We start from the raw sequence: 15,841 nt of genomic DNA, 5'->3' as shown, positions 1-15,841 counted from the left end.
CTGCTTATCATTTGTTATTTACATTAAAGAGCGCATTTTTTCCATAAGCTGCACCAATGCTTTACCACGATGGCTAACTGCATTTTTAGTACTTTTATCTAACTGAGCGGCGCTGCAGTTTTGTTCAGGTAGCCAGAATACAGGGTCATAGCCGAAGCCACCGTCACCATGACGCGTCGTGCTGATAACACCATGCCACTCACCTTGGCAAATGAGCGGTGTTGGGTCTAATTCATGCTCCATAAAAACCAGCACACAAAGAAAACGAGCACTGCGTAAATCGCCTACGGCGCGTTTTTCATCAAGCGCCCCGAGCAATTTATCTATATTGCTTGAGTCTGTGGCACCTTCGCCCGCATAGCGCGACGAGTATATACCTGGGGCACCGCCAAGTGCATTTACGGCTAAGCCGCTGTCGTCAGCAATCGCCGGCAAGCCAGTGACCTTCGCAGCATGGCGAGCTTTGATAATGGCATTTTCTACGAAGGTGGTGCCTGTTTCAGGCACTTCGGCAACGTCGAATTCAGACTGAGGTGATATTTTCACAGAATATTGTTCGAACAAAGAGGTGAATTCTGCCACCTTGCCTTTGTTGCCGGTGGCTAAAACGATGTGTTTAATACTGTTGCTAGTTGTCATTATTTCGCCTTTTTGCTCTTTGACCTAGTCTTCGATTTAGCTTTAGTCTTTGATTTGGATTTAGCCGGCGTTTTCACTTTTTTCTTTTTAGTCACTTGTGGTGGCTTGTTTTTTGGACGTAAGTCTTTAATAAAACGCGACTTTAATACTTCTTTAGTGTAACGCTCGACCTTACCTACCATTTCAAAATCATGTGCTTCAACAATAGATATTGCTGTGCCTTTAGCTCCTGCTCTGCCCGTTCGCCCTATACGATGCACAAAAACATCGGCGCTTCTAGGCATGTCGTAGTTAATAACATGGCTAATATTCTGAACATCGATGCCGCGAGCTGCCACATCGGTGGCAATCAAGATATTGGTTGCGCCAGTTTTGAAGCTTTCCAATGCGGCGTTGCGTTTATCTTGTGGCATCTCACCCTGTAAGTAAGTTACTTTGATGTCTTGCGATTGCAGGTAGTCTTTTAGATTGTGTAAACGCTCACGCGTTTTTACAAACACGATGCACGACGTGATAGTGTGTTGTAAGTGATGCATCAATATAGCGTTTTTATGCGTAAGATCATCGGCTAAGTGATACCACTGAATGATTTTGTTTTTTTCTTTTCTCGACGGGTTCGCTGAGTGCATAACCGGTTCGTTCAACAACTCTTTGGCAAACTCACGCACACCTCGGCCTTCGAGCGTTGCTGAGAAGAGCATACTTTGTTTGCGCCAGCGAGCCTCGCTTGCAATTTGATGAACGATTGACGAGAAGCCCATGTCGAGCATGCGGTCGGCTTCGTCCAGTATCAGCGACTCAACATCCCGACAATCAAAGCTCTCTTGTTCAATGTGTTCAAACAAACGCCCCGGTGTCGCAACAAGAATATCGCAGTGGCTCGACAGCGTGTCTCGGTCGGTGCCATAATTTATGCCACCGGTAATAACGCCACAACTTAAGTCGGTAAATTTGGTGATGGCAAGAGCTTGCTCATGCACTTGGTTGGCCAGTTCACGAGTAGGCACTAAAATCAGTACGCGGGATGACCCTGGTTCACGTCTCGGGTAGTCTAGTAAAAACTGACAAACAGGCAGCAAAAATGCAGCTGTTTTGCCAGTGCCGGTAGGCGCCTCGGCCATAATGTCTTTGCCTTCCATTGCATCTGGAATGACTAAAGACTGAATACTGGTGGGGCTAGCGTAGCCCATTTCGGCGACTGCTTTACACAGATCGTCGTCTAAATCGAGTTGGTCAAACATAAGTCTCTTAACTATCGCTTTTAATGCGCGTAGTTTACATCAATTGCAAGCAAAACCCTACAAGCATTGACTTAAAGCGTGATACTCGCTAGTTTATCCCAAGGATAATTATCGAAGCGCAGATTACGTGTATTTAAGCTATTTTGGGTTAGCGGACAACCCTTTTTCAATCGCCCCAAATCCCGACTACCTATTTATGAGCCCCCGTCATCGGGAGGCGCTCGCCCACCTCACTTTTGGTTTAAAAGAATCAGGTGGATTTGTCATGCTCACGGGTGAAGTCGGCACGGGTAAAACAACTGTGTCGCGCAAGCTTTTACAAGACTTATCCGACGACACCCAAACAGCGGTGATCCTCAATCCTACGCTTTCCGCGCTGGAACTATTAGCCACGGTTTGTGATGAGCTAGGTATTGCTTATGAAGCTCAAACTAGCAGCTTGAAGAGTTTTACCGACATGATATTACGCAAGCTTGCCGACAACCATGCAAACAATATCAGTACTGTATTGATTATCGACGAAGCACAACACCTTATGCCTGAGGTATTGGAGCAATTAAGGTTGCTAACAAATCTCGAAACCACGCGCGAAAAATTACTTAAAGTTGTGTTGATTGGCCAACCGGAACTTCAGCACTTACTAAGGCGCAATGAACTTCGCCAACTAGCACAGCGTGTTACGGCTCGTTATCACTTACTGCCACTTACAAAAGATGAGGTAGCCTTATATGTGGCGCATCGCTTACATGTGGCTAACGGAAACCCGAATATTTTTGCAAAAACAGCACTGAATACCCTGTTTACGATTAGTGGTGGTATTCCAAGAGTCATTAATTTGTTATGCGATAAGGCCATGACTTTGGCTTACACCATGCAAAAACCGACGATTAAACATCAACTTATCATGGCCGCTAGTTACCAAGTGTTAGGCGAGGACATTGTGCAACAGCGTGAAAATGAGCGCTGGAAAAAAATATTTATTAGCACTTTTGTTTCCTCGGTAGTTGTGGGTGCAGTAGTTGGAGGTTTTTATGCTTAAGCTTATGCCGGTATCAGCACTTCAACCCGGAATGATGGTTCACAAAGTAGTTGAGCAGCACGGCCCAGTAAAAATTCGTAAAGTTGGCATGATACGATCACCCGAAATGATAAAAGGCCTAGTTGAAATGGGTGTTACTGAGCTTGAAATAGACCTATCTCAAAGTGTTGGGATTGACCTAGGCTCTGAGGCGCAAGACTTTCATCAGCGGCAAGTTGATACATATGACTCTAACGCTCAAGAATTGGCTAGCCAACCAGCAATAACGCCAACCCAGCAGTTGTTACGTAATGAGCGGCAAATAGCCAAAGCATCGACTGCCGCCGAACAATTACATCATCGTTCTTTGTTTATGCCTTCGTCCGATTCTTTGCCATCTGCTTGGCAACTTTATGGTAAGAAGGTGAGTTTGTTGTCTATCCTGTTACTCGGCGGCTTATGTGTTGGCTGGAGCCTATCGCATACAGGACAATGGATATCGGCTATACAAGATAGTCGCTACATTGCTTCGATACCTGATGCTGAAAGAGCTGCTTCCAATGAAGAAGTCTTAAAGAAAGCGCAAATGCTGATAGACGCTCAACAACAGTTACTTGAAGAGCAGAGTGTCAACACGGCAGCCGCTGATAGCAAAGAAACGCAAATGTCTACCCCCTCGAGAGAGGAGCAAGCCGAAGCTGCAGAATCTATTCCAGCCCCTATTGTCTTGGGTTACCAAGAGGGGAGTGATATAGACTTGAGCGACTTGGCCGACGAGCAGGGGAGAGAGCTGACCTCGAATGATTTGTTTAGCGTTCAAGGCTCTGAAGAATCATCGTTATCAGGCCTTTCTGCCGACTTACTCAATAAAGTAAACCAAGCTGCTGCTGAGATTGACGAAAATTCTGAATTTACCGCTAGCCCTGAGACAGACTTAAGTCGCGCCAACAATGGTGAATACATATCGGGTAATCCTGCTCGGCAATCGAATAATGATTCCTTTCAAGATCTTCCTCGTATAGACCAGTTATCTATAGCTTTGCAGACTAAGATCCCGTCTATGCAGTTTTCAGCTCATTTATATTCATCGAATGCTGAAAATCGTTGGGTAAGAATCAATGGCCGACGTTTAATGGAAGGGGATTACATTGCTGAAGGATTGCAGTTAGTGAACATCGAACCACAATCAGTGGTGCTGGCATTTGAAGATGAGGTCTTCACCATGAATGCGCTCACCAATTGGTAGTTTGAAGCTTAACCAGCTTTTGGCATAAAGGCATTCTTGAAGAATTTACTTAAGTTCATGCTGAATTCTTCAGGCCTTACTCCTGTTATAATATTGTCGTCGGTAGTGCTGAGATCTAAGCGTTGAATTTCGGTATGTAATTGCGTTTTTAAAGAGTAAAACACCATCACGATAGGGTCGAGTGGATGCGCTGCTTGGCGCTGACTTACAATCGCTAACTTTTGGCTTTCTAGTTGTACTAGCGAGCCGACTGGGTGCAAACCAATAGCGTGAATAAATTCTTTTACCAAATCACGATCGAGGGATTCGTCTTGTTCTAGTTTTTTAAGCGCCACTGTGGCGTTGTCTGAACTACGGTAACCACGGTCGGAAATCATCGCGTCATAACTATCAACAATGGCAGCCATCTGTGAATATATGCTAATTTCGGAGGCGGTTTTTGCTTTCGGGTAGCCACTGCCGTTCACTCTTTCATGATGGTTTGCGATCACATCAAGTACTATCGGAGCAACGTCGTCGATACGTTCGATTAACTCAAGCCCAATATCTACATGACTGCGGATCATCGTCCAATCTGCTTCGCTAAAATCATTTGTTTTGGTGAGTAATTCTCGAGGTAGCGAAGCCATACCTAAATCCATAAGCAGGCCTGCCATGGTGAGATCTTCAATCTCAGCCTGCGACATTTTTCGAGAACTGGCAAAAATTGCTAACAGGATTGAGCAGTTCAACGCATGTTCAACTAAGTACTCTTCGGAGTCTTTCAGCATAATGAGGCAAGACAAAGCATCTGCGTTGTCGAAAACAGAGTCAATAATGTCCTGCGATAAGTTATTAAGCTCTTTAAGCTTAGGAGTGGCACCTGAGCGTAGTTGTTTCACAAACTCTTGCTGCACCTCTTTGGCTTGACCATAGAGTTCGTTAGCTTGTTGTAGTGACTCTTGGTGAAGAATCGGGTTTATGGCTGTGGCTGGAATGAGAGGATGACTATCCTCGGTTTCAGGCTTAAGTACTGGTGCATTTGGGTTTTCCATATGCGCGCTGTCGTCAAACGCTTCTACGGGCTCTTTCTTGGTTTCAGGCTTAGTTTCCGATGGAGGAAGCTTAGATTTCTCAAAATCAACCTCAACTTCAAGGATCCCCTTTTTCTTAAGCGCATCGAGAACGGCTTGGCTTTTGACCAAACCTCTGCTCTTTATACGAACATTACCTTTTTGCTTTACGACTTGTTCGACGTACATACCTAAAGTGAGATCAGAAATTGATATTATGCTAGCCATATATTCTTAAAAAATTTCCTGTACACGCGCTTCGAAAAAGTGCTCAAATTATACACCCTAAACCACTTTTCATTAGCAGGAAAAACATACTCGCCAAGGTATGTTTTTTAATATAAAAGTATAGTCAATAATGAAGATTAGCTACAACCATTGTGGTCTGGCAGCTTCAAATTGACTGATACTTGTGTCGTACTCGAGAGTTTGGCCAATAGCATCAAGCCCTTTTAACATATTTTGCTTATGATGCTCAGCAATATCGAAGGTAAAAGACAAGCTTCCAACCACTACGCTTTGGCTCTCTAAATCGATATGAAACTCCACAGATGGGTCTTCATTTACAGCTGCAAAAAGCGCATCCATCTCAGCACTTAATAAGGTTATCGGCAGCAATTGATTATTTATACAGTTTCCGTAAAAAATATCTGCATAACTTGTCGCGATAATACATTCGAAGCCAAAATCAGCGAGCGCCCATGGTGCATGTTCACGACTTGAACCACAACCGAAGTTTTCACGTGCTAGTAACACTTTTGCGCCTTTATGTTGATCTTTGTTAAGCGCAAAGTCGGGGTTTGGCTCTTGCTCATGCAAATCGAGATAGCGCCAATCATGAAACAAATGCTTACCATAGCCTGCGCGAGTGACACCGGTTAGAAATTGTTTTGGAATTATCTGATCAGTATCAATATTTGCTTGGTCTAGTGGCGCAGCTTTACCGCGTAAGCTCGTAAATCCAGTCATTATTTTTCTCTTTTGTTCATTCTTTCTATTGAAGCGCTCAGGCGCTCGCATAAATTGATGCTCTTGTGCCTAAGCTTCAAATTTTCTGGAATCGGTGAAGTTACCTTGTATTGCTGCAGCCACAGCCATTTCGGGGCTAACGAGGTGAGTTCGTGCGCCTCGGCCTTGGCGACCTTCAAAGTTCCGGTTACTCGTTGAGGCACATCTGTCGCCTGGCTGAAGAATGTCGTCGTTCATTCCTAAACACATTGAGCAACCTGGTAAGCGCCATTCAAAGCCAGCATCAATAAATACTTTGTCGAGCTTCTCTTCTTCGGCTTGCTGTTTAACTTCTACCGAACCAGGCACGACAATAGCAGTGATATCACTTTTAACTTTGCCTTTTGCCGCTACTGTAGCTGCTGCACGTAAGTCTTCGATTCGACTATTCGTACACGAACCGATAAATACGTGAGAGACTTTAACATCATCCCAAGTCTGACCTGCTTCTAAGCCCATATATTTAAGTGCTTTAATTGCCGACTCTTTCTCAATAGGGTCGTCAAAGTCATCTGGCGATGGTATTGCTTGATTCACGCCAACAACCTGCCCGGGGTTCGTACCCCAAGTAATTTGCGGTTCGATGTCTTTTGCTTGAAGTACAACAACAGCATCAAACTCGGCGTTGTCGTCGGAGTATAGACTTTCCCAATATTGACGGGCCTCATCAAATTGTGCGCCTTTCGGTGCAAATTCACGGCCTTGTAAATAGTCGACTGTTTTATTGTCTGGAGCAATTAGGCCAGCTTTAGCGCCAGCTTCGATACTCATATTGCAGATGGTCATGCGCTCTTCCATTGACAGCTCGCTGATTGCTTGACCACAATACTCGATAACATGACCTGTAGCACCGGCATGGCCAATTTCGCCAATAATCGCAAGAATGATATCTTTAGCTGTAACGCCAAGCGGTAAAGAACCACTTACTTCTACCTTCATGCTTTTGGCTTTGCTTTGTTTCAAGGTTTGGGTTGCCAGTACGTGTTCGACTTGAGAGGTGCCAATACCAAAGGCTAAGGCACCAAAAGCGCCATGAGTAGCAGTATGGCTATCACCACAAACAACCGTCATGCCCGGTTGAATTAGACCGAGTTGTGGGCCAATTACGTGCACTATTCCTTGGTTCTTATGGCCGACAGGATACAGTTCGATATTATGCTGCTCGCAGTTTATTGCCAGTGTTTGTAACTGTAATTTATTTTGTGGACCACAGGCATCAAGTGCCAAGGAGCGTGTTGAAATGCTGTGATCCATGGTGCCGAAAGTCAGGTCAGGACGACGTACTTTTCGTCCTTTTTCATTTAATCCTGCAAAGGCTTGCGGTGAAGTCACTTCATGTATCAAATGCCTGTCGATGTAGAGCAAGGTGTCTTCACCTAACTGCTCTACGATATGAGCGTTGAATACTTTGTCATAAAGGGTTTGAGCCATAATTTTTCCTTCCCTTTACTTAAGAGAGTTGTTGTAAAATGTAATCGCCAACTTGTTCAGTTGAGCTGGCGTTTTCGCGTTGTTCTTTTGGTAATAACTCGCCGGTTAACACGCCATCTTCGAGAGTTTTAACCACAGCTTTGTCAATTGCGTCAGCAGCAGCCTCTTCACCAAGACTATAGCGTAACATCATTGAGGCGCTGAGGATTTGCGCAATCGGGTTAGCAATTCCTTTGCCTGCTATGTCGGGAGCAGAACCGCCTGCGGGTTCATACATACCGAAGCCTTCACCATTTATACTGGCAGAGGGTAGTAAGCCCATTGATCCCGTTAGCATGGCGCATTCATCACTGATAATATCACCAAATAAATTAGAACAGAGCATTACGTCGAATTGAGCAGGATCGCACAGCAGTTGCATGGTCGCATTATCAATATAGATATGTTCTAGAGTTACGCTTGGATAATCGTTAGCCACTTCTTCTACAACTTCGCGCCATAGCCTACTACAAACCAATACGTTTGCTTTGTCGACAGAAGTGACTTTCTTACCGCGTTTCATTGCAGCTTCGAAGGCGCTGATGGCTATCCGACGAATTTCTTTTCTAGAATATCGCATGGTATCAAAGGCATACTGTTCCTCTCCGCTTCCTTCCAAACCTTTTGGTTGGCCGAAGTAAATGCCGGAGGTAAGCTCTCGCACCACCAGCACATCTACACCAGACTTTGCGATGTCGGTGCGCAGAGGAGACAAATGAGCCAAACCTTCGTAAATTTTGGCAGGGCGCAAGTTACTGAATAAGTCGAAATGACTGCGAAGCGTTAACAATGCCGCTCGCTCAGGGCGTTTTTCTAGTGGCAGAGAATCCCATTTTGGACCGCCTATTGAGCCAAATAATATGGCATCTGCTTTTTCACAGCCAACTAAAGTTTCTGGTGGAAGGGCTTCACCATGGTGGTCGATAGCATAACCGCCAACAGGGTAGGTGTTGCGCATCAAAGTGATGTTATATTTGTCGCATACTGCGTCTAATACGCGGTTTGCTTGTTTCATTACTTCAGGCCCAATACCGTCCCCGGGTAGCACTGCTATGTGGTATGTGGCCATACTATACTCCTGTAATTTGTTGTTTTTGTTCGTCTATTTGGTCGGCTAAATGAGTGTTGTTCAGCACAAATATTAATGCTCTTACGCCAGACTCAACTATGTCAGTTGCCAAGCCAATGCCATTGAATCGGCGGCCATTATATTCGGCTACTACACTCACTTGGGCGAGAGCGTCTGCACCTTCCCCTTTTGAGTCTAGTTTAAAGTCGACAATGGTAATTTTTCTACCTTTTACAACCTTCATGATCGCATTATAAGCAGCGTCAACCGGGCCATTCCCCGTTGACGATTCAGTAATGCTTTGCTCACCCACTTTTAACTTTACCGTTGCGCTTGGAATGATATTTCTTCCTGAGTTGGCTTGAAGGTATTCAAGTTGGTAATGAGCTTGCTCATGTTTTTGCTGATCGAAGAATAATAATGCTTCTAAGTCATAATCAAATACTTGACCCTTTTTATCAGCTAGCCTTAAAAAAGCTTCATAAATGGCGTCTAAATCGTATTCATCATTCTGATAGCCTAACTCGGCTAAACGGTGTTTTATCACGTGGCGCCCAGAGCGCGATGTCAGATTTAAATTGTTTTTATTAATCCCAACACTTTCTGGTGTCATTATCTCGTAAGTGTTTTGACCTTTCAGCACACCATCTTGATGTATGCCCGAAGAGTGACTGAAGGCATTTGCGCCAACGATCGCCTTATTTGCCTGAACGGGCATATTACAAAGGTTGCTAACAAGCTTTGAGGCTTTTGATATTTCTTGTGATTGAATGTTGGTATCAAGGCCGAGCATGGCGTAACGAGTCTGCAAAATCATCGCGATTTCTTCTAAAGAACAGTTTCCTGCGCGCTCACCAATACCATTAACCGTGCACTCTACTTGGCGAGCTCCTTGTTCAACGGCGGCAAGTGAATTAGCAACAGCTAAACCTAAGTCATTATGACAATGTACAGATATTATCGCTTTGTCGATATTTGGCACGCGATTGAATAGCTTGTGGATAATGCCACCAAATTCACTCGGCGTTGTGTAGCCAACGGTATCAGGTATGTTGACAGTTGTTGCACCAGCATTAATTGCTGCTTCTACCATTCGACACAAGTAGTCGATATGTGTTCTACCGGCATCCTCGCAACTAAATTCCACATCGTTAGTATAATTACGTGCGTGCTTAATGGCTTTCACTGCCATTTCGACTACTTCGTCTTGTGACTTTCTTAGCTTAGTATCAACGTGAATGTCGGAAGTAGCGATAAAAGTGTGAATTCTGAAGTGATCAGCGATGTTAAGGGATTGACCGCAGGCATCAATATCTTTCTCTAGCGCGCGCGACAAACCGCAAACGGTGGCATTTTTGACCTCTTGAGCAATCATGCGAACCGATTCAAAATCACCAGGCGATGACACTGGAAAGCCAGCTTCAATAATATCCACACCGAGTTTTTCGAGCATAAGAGCGATTTGTAGCTTGTCTCTTTTATTCAAGCTAGCAGGAAGTGCCTGCTCACCATCTCGAAGCGTGGTATCAAATATTTTGACTCGGTTTTTATCGCTATTCATTCTTTGCTACTCGTTAATATCTTACATTTAAGGCAAGCTGGAAAGCTTGTCATGGGCTACTTGTCGCTCGTTTTACTTACGTATACATACAAAAAACCCGTGCTTGGCACGGGTTTTTTTAATCAGTATTACTTACCCGTGCACTGAAGCGTCCATCAGTAGCAGGAGAAAAGAAATTGATGAAATTGTGTTTTTTGATGATAAATTTTTCATTTCAATCCCTTTTTGGCAAGTTTTATTTCAATACCGACACTTTACTTGCCAAAGCCTGTTGGGTCAACATGCTAAAAGCACTTTTTATTATTAACTTTGCGCTAATTTGGCCTTCATTTCCTTTCTGCGTTTGTGCAAAAGTGGTTCTGTATAGCCAGAAGGTTGCTCTTTTCCTAACAATATTAGGTCTTTAGCTGCTTGGAAGCCAATCGACTCTTTAGTGTTTGGCGTCATCGGAACATAGTCATCATCATCGCTGTTTTGAGCATCAACAAGTATTGCCATACGTTCTAATGATTCTAGGACCTGATCAGTAGTTACAAGTTTGTGCTCCAACCAATTAGCAATATGTTGGCTACTTATACGCAAAGTCGCCCTGTCTTCCATCAGCCCAACGTTATTTATGTCGAGTACTTTTGAACAACCGATACCTTGATGTACCCAACGTACTACGTATCCCAAAATACCCTGTACGTTGTTATCAAGTTCGCGCGTGATTTCTTGTGAACTCAGCTCGCGATCCTTTGCCATTAAAGGGATGTCGAGTATTTTATCGAGATAGTCTAAATGACTGTTTTTGTTATCACTTTGAATACCTTTTTGTACACCGAAAACGTCAATTTCATGATAGTGAAGGGCATGTAGGGTTGCGGCGGTAGGTGACGGAACCCAAGCGGTATTAGCGCCTGCATTTGGATGCACTGTTTTTGCTTCCATCATATTAGCCATTTGGTCTGGAATAGGCCACATGCCTTTGCCAATTTGCGCCTTACCCGATAAGCCAAAGTTTAGGCCTGTAGCTACGTTAGCTAACTCGTATGCATTAATCCACGGACGTGCTTTTAATTCTGCCTTCGGTGCAAAGCAGCCTTTGAGCATACTAGTGTGAATCTCATCGCCAGTGCGATCTAAGAAACCTGTATTGATAAATACTACGCGTTCGTTTGCTGCCTGTATGCAGGCTGCTAGATTGAGGCTTGTACGGCGCTCCTCATCCATGATGCCCATTTTAATAGTGTTTTTAGGCAAAGACAGCATGTTTTCGACGCGCGCAAATAAGGTGTTAGTAAAGGCAACTTCGTCGGCACCGTGCATTTTTGGCTTGACGATATAAATGCTATTTTGTTTCGCATTTTTGTAAGCACTGTTGTTTTGTATGTCATGTTTGGCAATTAAACTAGTGATCACGGCATCCATTATGCCCTCGGGAATTTCGTTTCCATTGAAAAGAACGGCATCGTTAGTCATCAGGTGCCCAACATTTCGAATAAACATAAGACTTCGTCCCGACAGGGTGAGCGTTGCATCACCTTGGGTAGGAAAGGCTCTGTACTCGCGATCTGCGTTCATCTTTCGAGTGAAAGTCTTACCGTTTTTTTCCACTTCAACGCTAAGACTCCCTTGCATAAGGCCTAGCCAATTTTGATAAACAAGGGTTTTGTCTTCAGCATCAACAGCGGCTACGCTATCTTCGCAGTCCATAATAGTGGTCAGCGCTGATTCTAAGAGTATATCTTTGAGATGACTTGGGTCAGACTTTCCAATTGCATGCTCTGCATCAAATTGAAGCTCTGCGTGCAAGCCATTATGCTTTATTAAAATCGTGTCGGGGCTAAGCTTGTTACCGGTGAAACCAACAAGTTGCTCTGGGTCTTTTAGTTCGCTTCTTTCGCCATTTTCAAAGCTTACAACTAAACCCGAATCGGTGAGGGCATAATTTATGGAAGAAGCATGTGAACCCTTCTCCAGTGGCGCAATGGTGTCTAAGTAATTGCGCGCTTTCGCAATTACCTTCGCCCCTCGTTTAGGGTTATAACCCTTTCCAGCTTCGGCGCCACCTTCATCGTCTATAACGTCAGTACCGTATAATGCGTCGTATAGACTGCCCCAACGAGCGTTAACGGCGTTAAGGGCATAGCGTGAGTTATTAATTGGAACGACTAACTGAGGACCAGCCATACGCGCTATTTCGTCATCGACATTTTCAGTTCGAATGGCTTGTGCTTCTGGCGCTTCAACTAAATATGAAATAGATTGGAGAAATGCCTTGTATTCAGCTGCACTGGCTTGATTGTTTTCTTGATGAAAACTGTCGATCTTAGCTTGCAAGTTTGCTCGTTCAGCCAAGAGAGCTTGGTTTAACGGGATTAAATCTTCAAGGATGCTTTCAAAGCCAGTCCAAAATTCATTGGACGTCGTGCCCGAGTTAGGCAGTGCATTATTTTCTATAAAATCAAACAGTACGGAGGCAACAGAAAGCGTGCCTTTATTTATATAGTGAGTTTGCATAATCATTGCCTTTTTAGTTGCTATTAGGATCTTAGCCACCAGTGTAGAGAAGGAAAGGCTAAAGTTTTAGTTTATGCTAAGTATGTTTGCTATAAATTGCATGAATAGTACTATGGTAAAGTCACAGAAGTGCTTACACAGGGCTAGCTTTAGCCCTGATATTCGCTATTCATGGCATTTGCGACGTCAGTAATTAGCCTACGTAGCCAAATATGGCCAGCGTCATGATGCAATAACGCACTCCATGCCATTTTTAAGGCAATCGGGGGAATATCAAAGGGGGGTTCTACTACTGTAACGCTGGGGTCGTCTTTGAATATTTTGGCCGCTTTGGTTGGTAACGTAGCGATGAGGTTCTGCGTTTTAGCTAACTGAAGGGCTGCATGGTAGTGACGAGTGAATACGCGAATATCACGTTGTTTTCCTATTTTGGTTAGCTCAGCATCAACCCATCCAAGCTTTTGTACTTCGTTCGGGTCGATACCAACGCCAACACCGAATCCTGTTTTACTCACCCAAATGTGTTGACCCTTTAAGTACGCGCTTAAGTCAAAATGGCTTTTTAACGGATGATCGCTACTAATGACACACGAGAATGAGTCGTACCAAATTACTTTTTGGTGGAAGGAAAGAGGTAGTTCATCGAAACGATTTATTGCCATATCTACCTTTCCTTGCTCAACGTCATGAAAAGTCACATCACTTGGTGTTATTAGGTCTAGCGTGATATTTGGCGCAAGTGTCGCGAGTCTGCCAATCAATTCAAGTAGTAAGGTGGACTCCGCATAATCACTGGTCATTATGCGAAAAGTACGAACACTTGTTTCTGGGCTAAATTCAACTTCAGGCTGAATAGACGATTCGAGTTTACTAAGAACATCTCTGATCACGGGCTGCAGTTCCAAGGCTCGTTTGGTTGGTGTCATACCATCACTGGTTCGCACCAAAAGAGGGTCTTTAAACAGATCACGCAAACGTTTTAAGCCATTACTCATTGCTGGCTGCGTGATACTGAGTTGATTCGCGGCTTTAGTAACACTTCCTTCTCTCAGTAGCACATCCAGATAAACTAAGAGGTTCAAATCAACTTTTGCAATATTCAATTTCTATATCCATTGGTTGTTGGGTTAACGGGTTATGAGGCTCGCCATCCCTTGCTTTTGTTTAATTCTATCAAATCGAAGGCCGGGGAGAAATATGTCGGTAGCTATTATATAAGCATAAACAAGAACGGATTGATAATACCTTGGTAGTGCAAATCAGAAGTAATTGATTTATATCAGTTAGTAATTGATAAAACAAAAAAACGCCCCGAAGGGCGCTGAACAAGAGATGTTTAGAGGTAGTGTGTTTATGCAACTACATCGAATTGATTCATGGTGTTATCTTCACCTGAAGCTTTAAGGGCCTGATCACCGGAGAAATATTCTTTGTGAGTGTCTCCGAGGTCTGAGCCAGCCATTGCTTGGTGCTTCACACATGCTAAGCCTTGACGCAACTCTTGGCGCTGAACTCCTTTCACATAAGCCAGCATGCCTTCGTCACCGAAGTAGCCTTTCGCTAAGTTGTCGGTAGACAATGCCGCTGTATGATAGGTAGGTAGTGTAATCAAGTGATGGAAAATACCCGCTTCCCTTGCAGCATCTGCTTGGAAAGTTCTGACTTTTTCGTCAGCCTCTAAGGCCAACTCACTGCTGTCATATTGTGCCGACATGAGCAGAGCGCGGTCGTAGTCTGACAAGTCTTTTCCAGCTTCAGCCCAGGCATCAAATACCTGTTGACGGAAGTTTAGTGTCCAGTTAAACGACGGACTATTGTTGTAAACTAGCTTGGCATTTGGTGCTTGCTCTCTGATAGCGCGAACCATATCACCGATCTGACCCACATGTGGCTTCTCAGTCTCTATCCATAATAAATCAGCACCATTTTGTAGTGAAGTAACGCAATCTAGTACTACTCGATCAAAGCCCGTATTTTCTTTGAACTTATATAGACCATTTGGAAGGCGAACAGGTTTCACAAGCTTACCATCTAGTTTTAGTACCGAATCACCTTCACCAAGATCATCTACTGAGTTGACCGGTGTGGTTTCTAAGAAAGCATTGTATTGCGCAGCTAAATCGCCTTTAGACTGTGATACAGGAATTTTTTGCGTCAGGCCAGCACCTAGTGAGTCGGTTCTAGCAACAATAACGCCATCGTCAACGCCTAGCTCAAGAAATGCATAACGCACGGCATTAATTTTAGCTAAGAAGTCCTCGTGTGGCACGGTTACTTTGCCATCTTGGTGACCGCATTGCTTAGCATCAGACACCTGATTTTCTATTTGTATACAGCAAGCGCCTGCTTCAATCATTTTCTTAGCTAGCAGATAGGTAGCTTCTTCATTACCAAAACCGGCATCAATATCAGCTATGATCGGTACAACGTGAGTTTCATATTCATCAATTTGTGTTTGTATCGCACTGGTGTCTTTGCCAGCTGCTCTTGCTGCATCAAGCTCGTCAAATAATTTGCCTAGCTCTCGTGCATCCGCTTGACGTAAGAAAGTATAAAGCTCTTCGATCAGCGACGACACAGATGTTTTTTCATGCATAGACTGGTCGGGTAGTGGGCCGAATTCTGAGCGTAAAGCAGCTACCATCCAACCTGACAAATATAAGTAGCTTTTATTAGTGGTACCTTGATGCTTTTTCACGGCAAGCATTTTTTGTTGCCCTATAAATCCATGCCAACAACCTAAAGACTGGGTATATTGTGACGAATCTTGATCATATTCGGCCATATCTTTACGCATAATAGCAGCAGTGTAACGGGCTATATCGAGGCCTGTTTTGAAGCGATTCTGTGCTTTCATTCTTGCCGCATACTCTGGGCTTATTGCATTCCAAGGAGCTCCCTGTTTGTTCTTCAATTCCGTCATGGCTGCTACATCTTTTTGATACTGTGACATGGTTGTTTCCCCTTGTTACTCTTCTGTAAACATGAATGTTGTAAAATTTATTAATAGTTGCGAGTGGATGTTTATACATACT

At 43.9% G+C, this 15,841-nt stretch carries 12 protein-coding genes; 2 read left to right on the top strand and 10 right to left on the bottom strand.

Annotated features, from left to right (window positions below):
* Positions 1 to 18: 18 nt before the first annotated feature.
* Both rdgB and srmB read right to left on the bottom strand, forming a co-directional pair.
* Positions 19 to 639, bottom strand: a complete 621-nt coding sequence (rdgB, locus tag ISG33_RS15650) for an RdgB/HAM1 family non-canonical purine NTP pyrophosphatase (protein ID WP_195734575.1) — start codon at positions 637 to 639, stop codon at positions 19 to 21.
* A complete protein-coding gene (srmB, locus tag ISG33_RS15645; protein ID WP_195734574.1) occupies positions 639 to 1,880 on the bottom strand; it encodes an ATP-dependent RNA helicase SrmB in 1,242 nt (413 codons plus the stop codon). Before srmB ends, rdgB begins: the two co-directional genes overlap by 1 nt.
* 127 nt (positions 1,881 to 2,007) lie before the next feature.
* Between srmB and ISG33_RS15640 the strand changes: the two genes are divergently transcribed.
* Together ISG33_RS15640 and ISG33_RS15635 are read left to right on the top strand one after the other, a co-directional pair.
* Positions 2,008 to 2,919, top strand: a complete 912-nt coding sequence (locus ISG33_RS15640; protein ID WP_195734573.1) for an ExeA family protein — start codon at positions 2,008 to 2,010, stop codon at positions 2,917 to 2,919.
* Positions 2,912 to 4,144, top strand: coding sequence for a general secretion pathway protein GspB (locus tag ISG33_RS15635; RefSeq protein ID WP_195734572.1), 1,233 nt, complete (start codon positions 2,912 to 2,914; stop codon positions 4,142 to 4,144). Before ISG33_RS15640 ends, ISG33_RS15635 begins: the two co-directional genes overlap by 8 nt.
* Before the next feature lie 8 nt (positions 4,145 to 4,152).
* On the opposite strand, the gene ISG33_RS15630 is transcribed toward ISG33_RS15635, so the two are convergent.
* From ISG33_RS15630 to ISG33_RS15595, 8 genes are all read right to left on the bottom strand, one after another.
* The gene (locus ISG33_RS15630) at positions 4,153 to 5,424 is read right to left on the bottom strand and encodes a cyclic di-GMP phosphodiesterase (protein WP_195734571.1); all 1,272 of its coding nucleotides are present in this window, start codon (positions 5,422 to 5,424) and stop codon (positions 4,153 to 4,155) included.
* A gap of 141 nt (positions 5,425 to 5,565) precedes the next feature.
* Positions 5,566 to 6,165, bottom strand: coding sequence for a 3-isopropylmalate dehydratase small subunit (gene leuD, locus ISG33_RS15625; RefSeq protein ID WP_195734570.1), 600 nt, complete (start codon positions 6,163 to 6,165; stop codon positions 5,566 to 5,568).
* 69 nt (positions 6,166 to 6,234) lie between these two features.
* A complete protein-coding gene (leuC, locus tag ISG33_RS15620; RefSeq protein ID WP_195734569.1) occupies positions 6,235 to 7,635 on the bottom strand; it encodes a 3-isopropylmalate dehydratase large subunit in 1,401 nt (466 codons plus the stop codon).
* Positions 7,636 to 7,654: 19 nt separating this feature from the next.
* Complete coding sequence (leuB, locus tag ISG33_RS15615; RefSeq protein WP_195734568.1) at positions 7,655 to 8,743, bottom strand: 3-isopropylmalate dehydrogenase; 1,089 nt, start codon at positions 8,741 to 8,743, stop codon at positions 7,655 to 7,657.
* Position 8,744: 1 nt separating this feature from the next.
* Positions 8,745 to 10,304, bottom strand: a complete 1,560-nt coding sequence (gene leuA / locus ISG33_RS15610; protein WP_195734567.1) for a 2-isopropylmalate synthase — start codon at positions 10,302 to 10,304, stop codon at positions 8,745 to 8,747.
* Positions 10,305 to 10,607: 303 nt separating this feature from the next.
* Entirely contained in the window at positions 10,608 to 12,806 is a 2,199-nt protein-coding gene (locus ISG33_RS15605) for a malate synthase G (protein ID WP_195734566.1), read from the bottom strand.
* A gap of 149 nt (positions 12,807 to 12,955) precedes the next feature.
* On the bottom strand, positions 12,956 to 13,909 hold the full coding sequence (locus tag ISG33_RS15600) for a LysR family transcriptional regulator (RefSeq protein WP_195734565.1): 954 nt from the start codon (positions 13,907 to 13,909) through the stop codon (positions 12,956 to 12,958).
* Positions 13,910 to 14,157: 248 nt separating this feature from the next.
* Positions 14,158 to 15,759 (bottom strand): isocitrate lyase, encoded by a 1,602-nt coding sequence (locus ISG33_RS15595; RefSeq protein ID WP_195734564.1) that lies wholly within the window; start codon positions 15,757 to 15,759, stop codon positions 14,158 to 14,160.
* Positions 15,760 to 15,841: the final 82 nt, after the last annotated feature.

This window comes from Marinibium conchae (assembly GCF_015595035.1).
GTDB lineage: Bacteria > Pseudomonadota > Gammaproteobacteria > Enterobacterales > Alteromonadaceae > Glaciecola.
Note: the sequence above shows the minus strand (reverse complement) of the source record. Positions and strands in the feature narration are given on the sequence as shown.

Bases quoted from the DNA above. Each gene is read 5' to 3' on its own strand.
- rdgB (WP_195734575.1), bottom strand. From the start codon at position 639: ATGACAACTAGCAACAGTATTAAACACATCGTTTTAGCCACCGGCAAC.
- srmB (WP_195734574.1), bottom strand. From the start codon at position 1,880: ATGTTTGACCAACTCGATTTAGACGACGATCTGTGTAAAGCAGTCGCC.
- ISG33_RS15635 (WP_195734572.1), top strand. From the start codon at position 2,912: ATGCTTAAGCTTATGCCGGTATCAGCACTTCAACCCGGAATGATGGTT.
- ISG33_RS15630 (WP_195734571.1), bottom strand. From the start codon at position 5,424: ATGGCTAGCATAATATCAATTTCTGATCTCACTTTAGGTATGTACGTC.
- leuD (WP_195734570.1), bottom strand. From the start codon at position 6,165: ATGACTGGATTTACGAGCTTACGCGGTAAAGCTGCGCCACTAGACCAA.
- leuC (WP_195734569.1), bottom strand. From the start codon at position 7,635: ATGGCTCAAACCCTTTATGACAAAGTATTCAACGCTCATATCGTAGAG.
- leuB (WP_195734568.1), bottom strand. From the start codon at position 8,743: ATGGCCACATACCACATAGCAGTGCTACCCGGGGACGGTATTGGGCCT.
- leuA (WP_195734567.1), bottom strand. From the start codon at position 10,304: ATGAATAGCGATAAAAACCGAGTCAAAATATTTGATACCACGCTTCGA.
- ISG33_RS15605 (WP_195734566.1), bottom strand. From the start codon at position 12,806: ATGCAAACTCACTATATAAATAAAGGCACGCTTTCTGTTGCCTCCGTA.
- ISG33_RS15595 (WP_195734564.1), bottom strand. From the start codon at position 15,759: ATGTCACAGTATCAAAAAGATGTAGCAGCCATGACGGAATTGAAGAAC.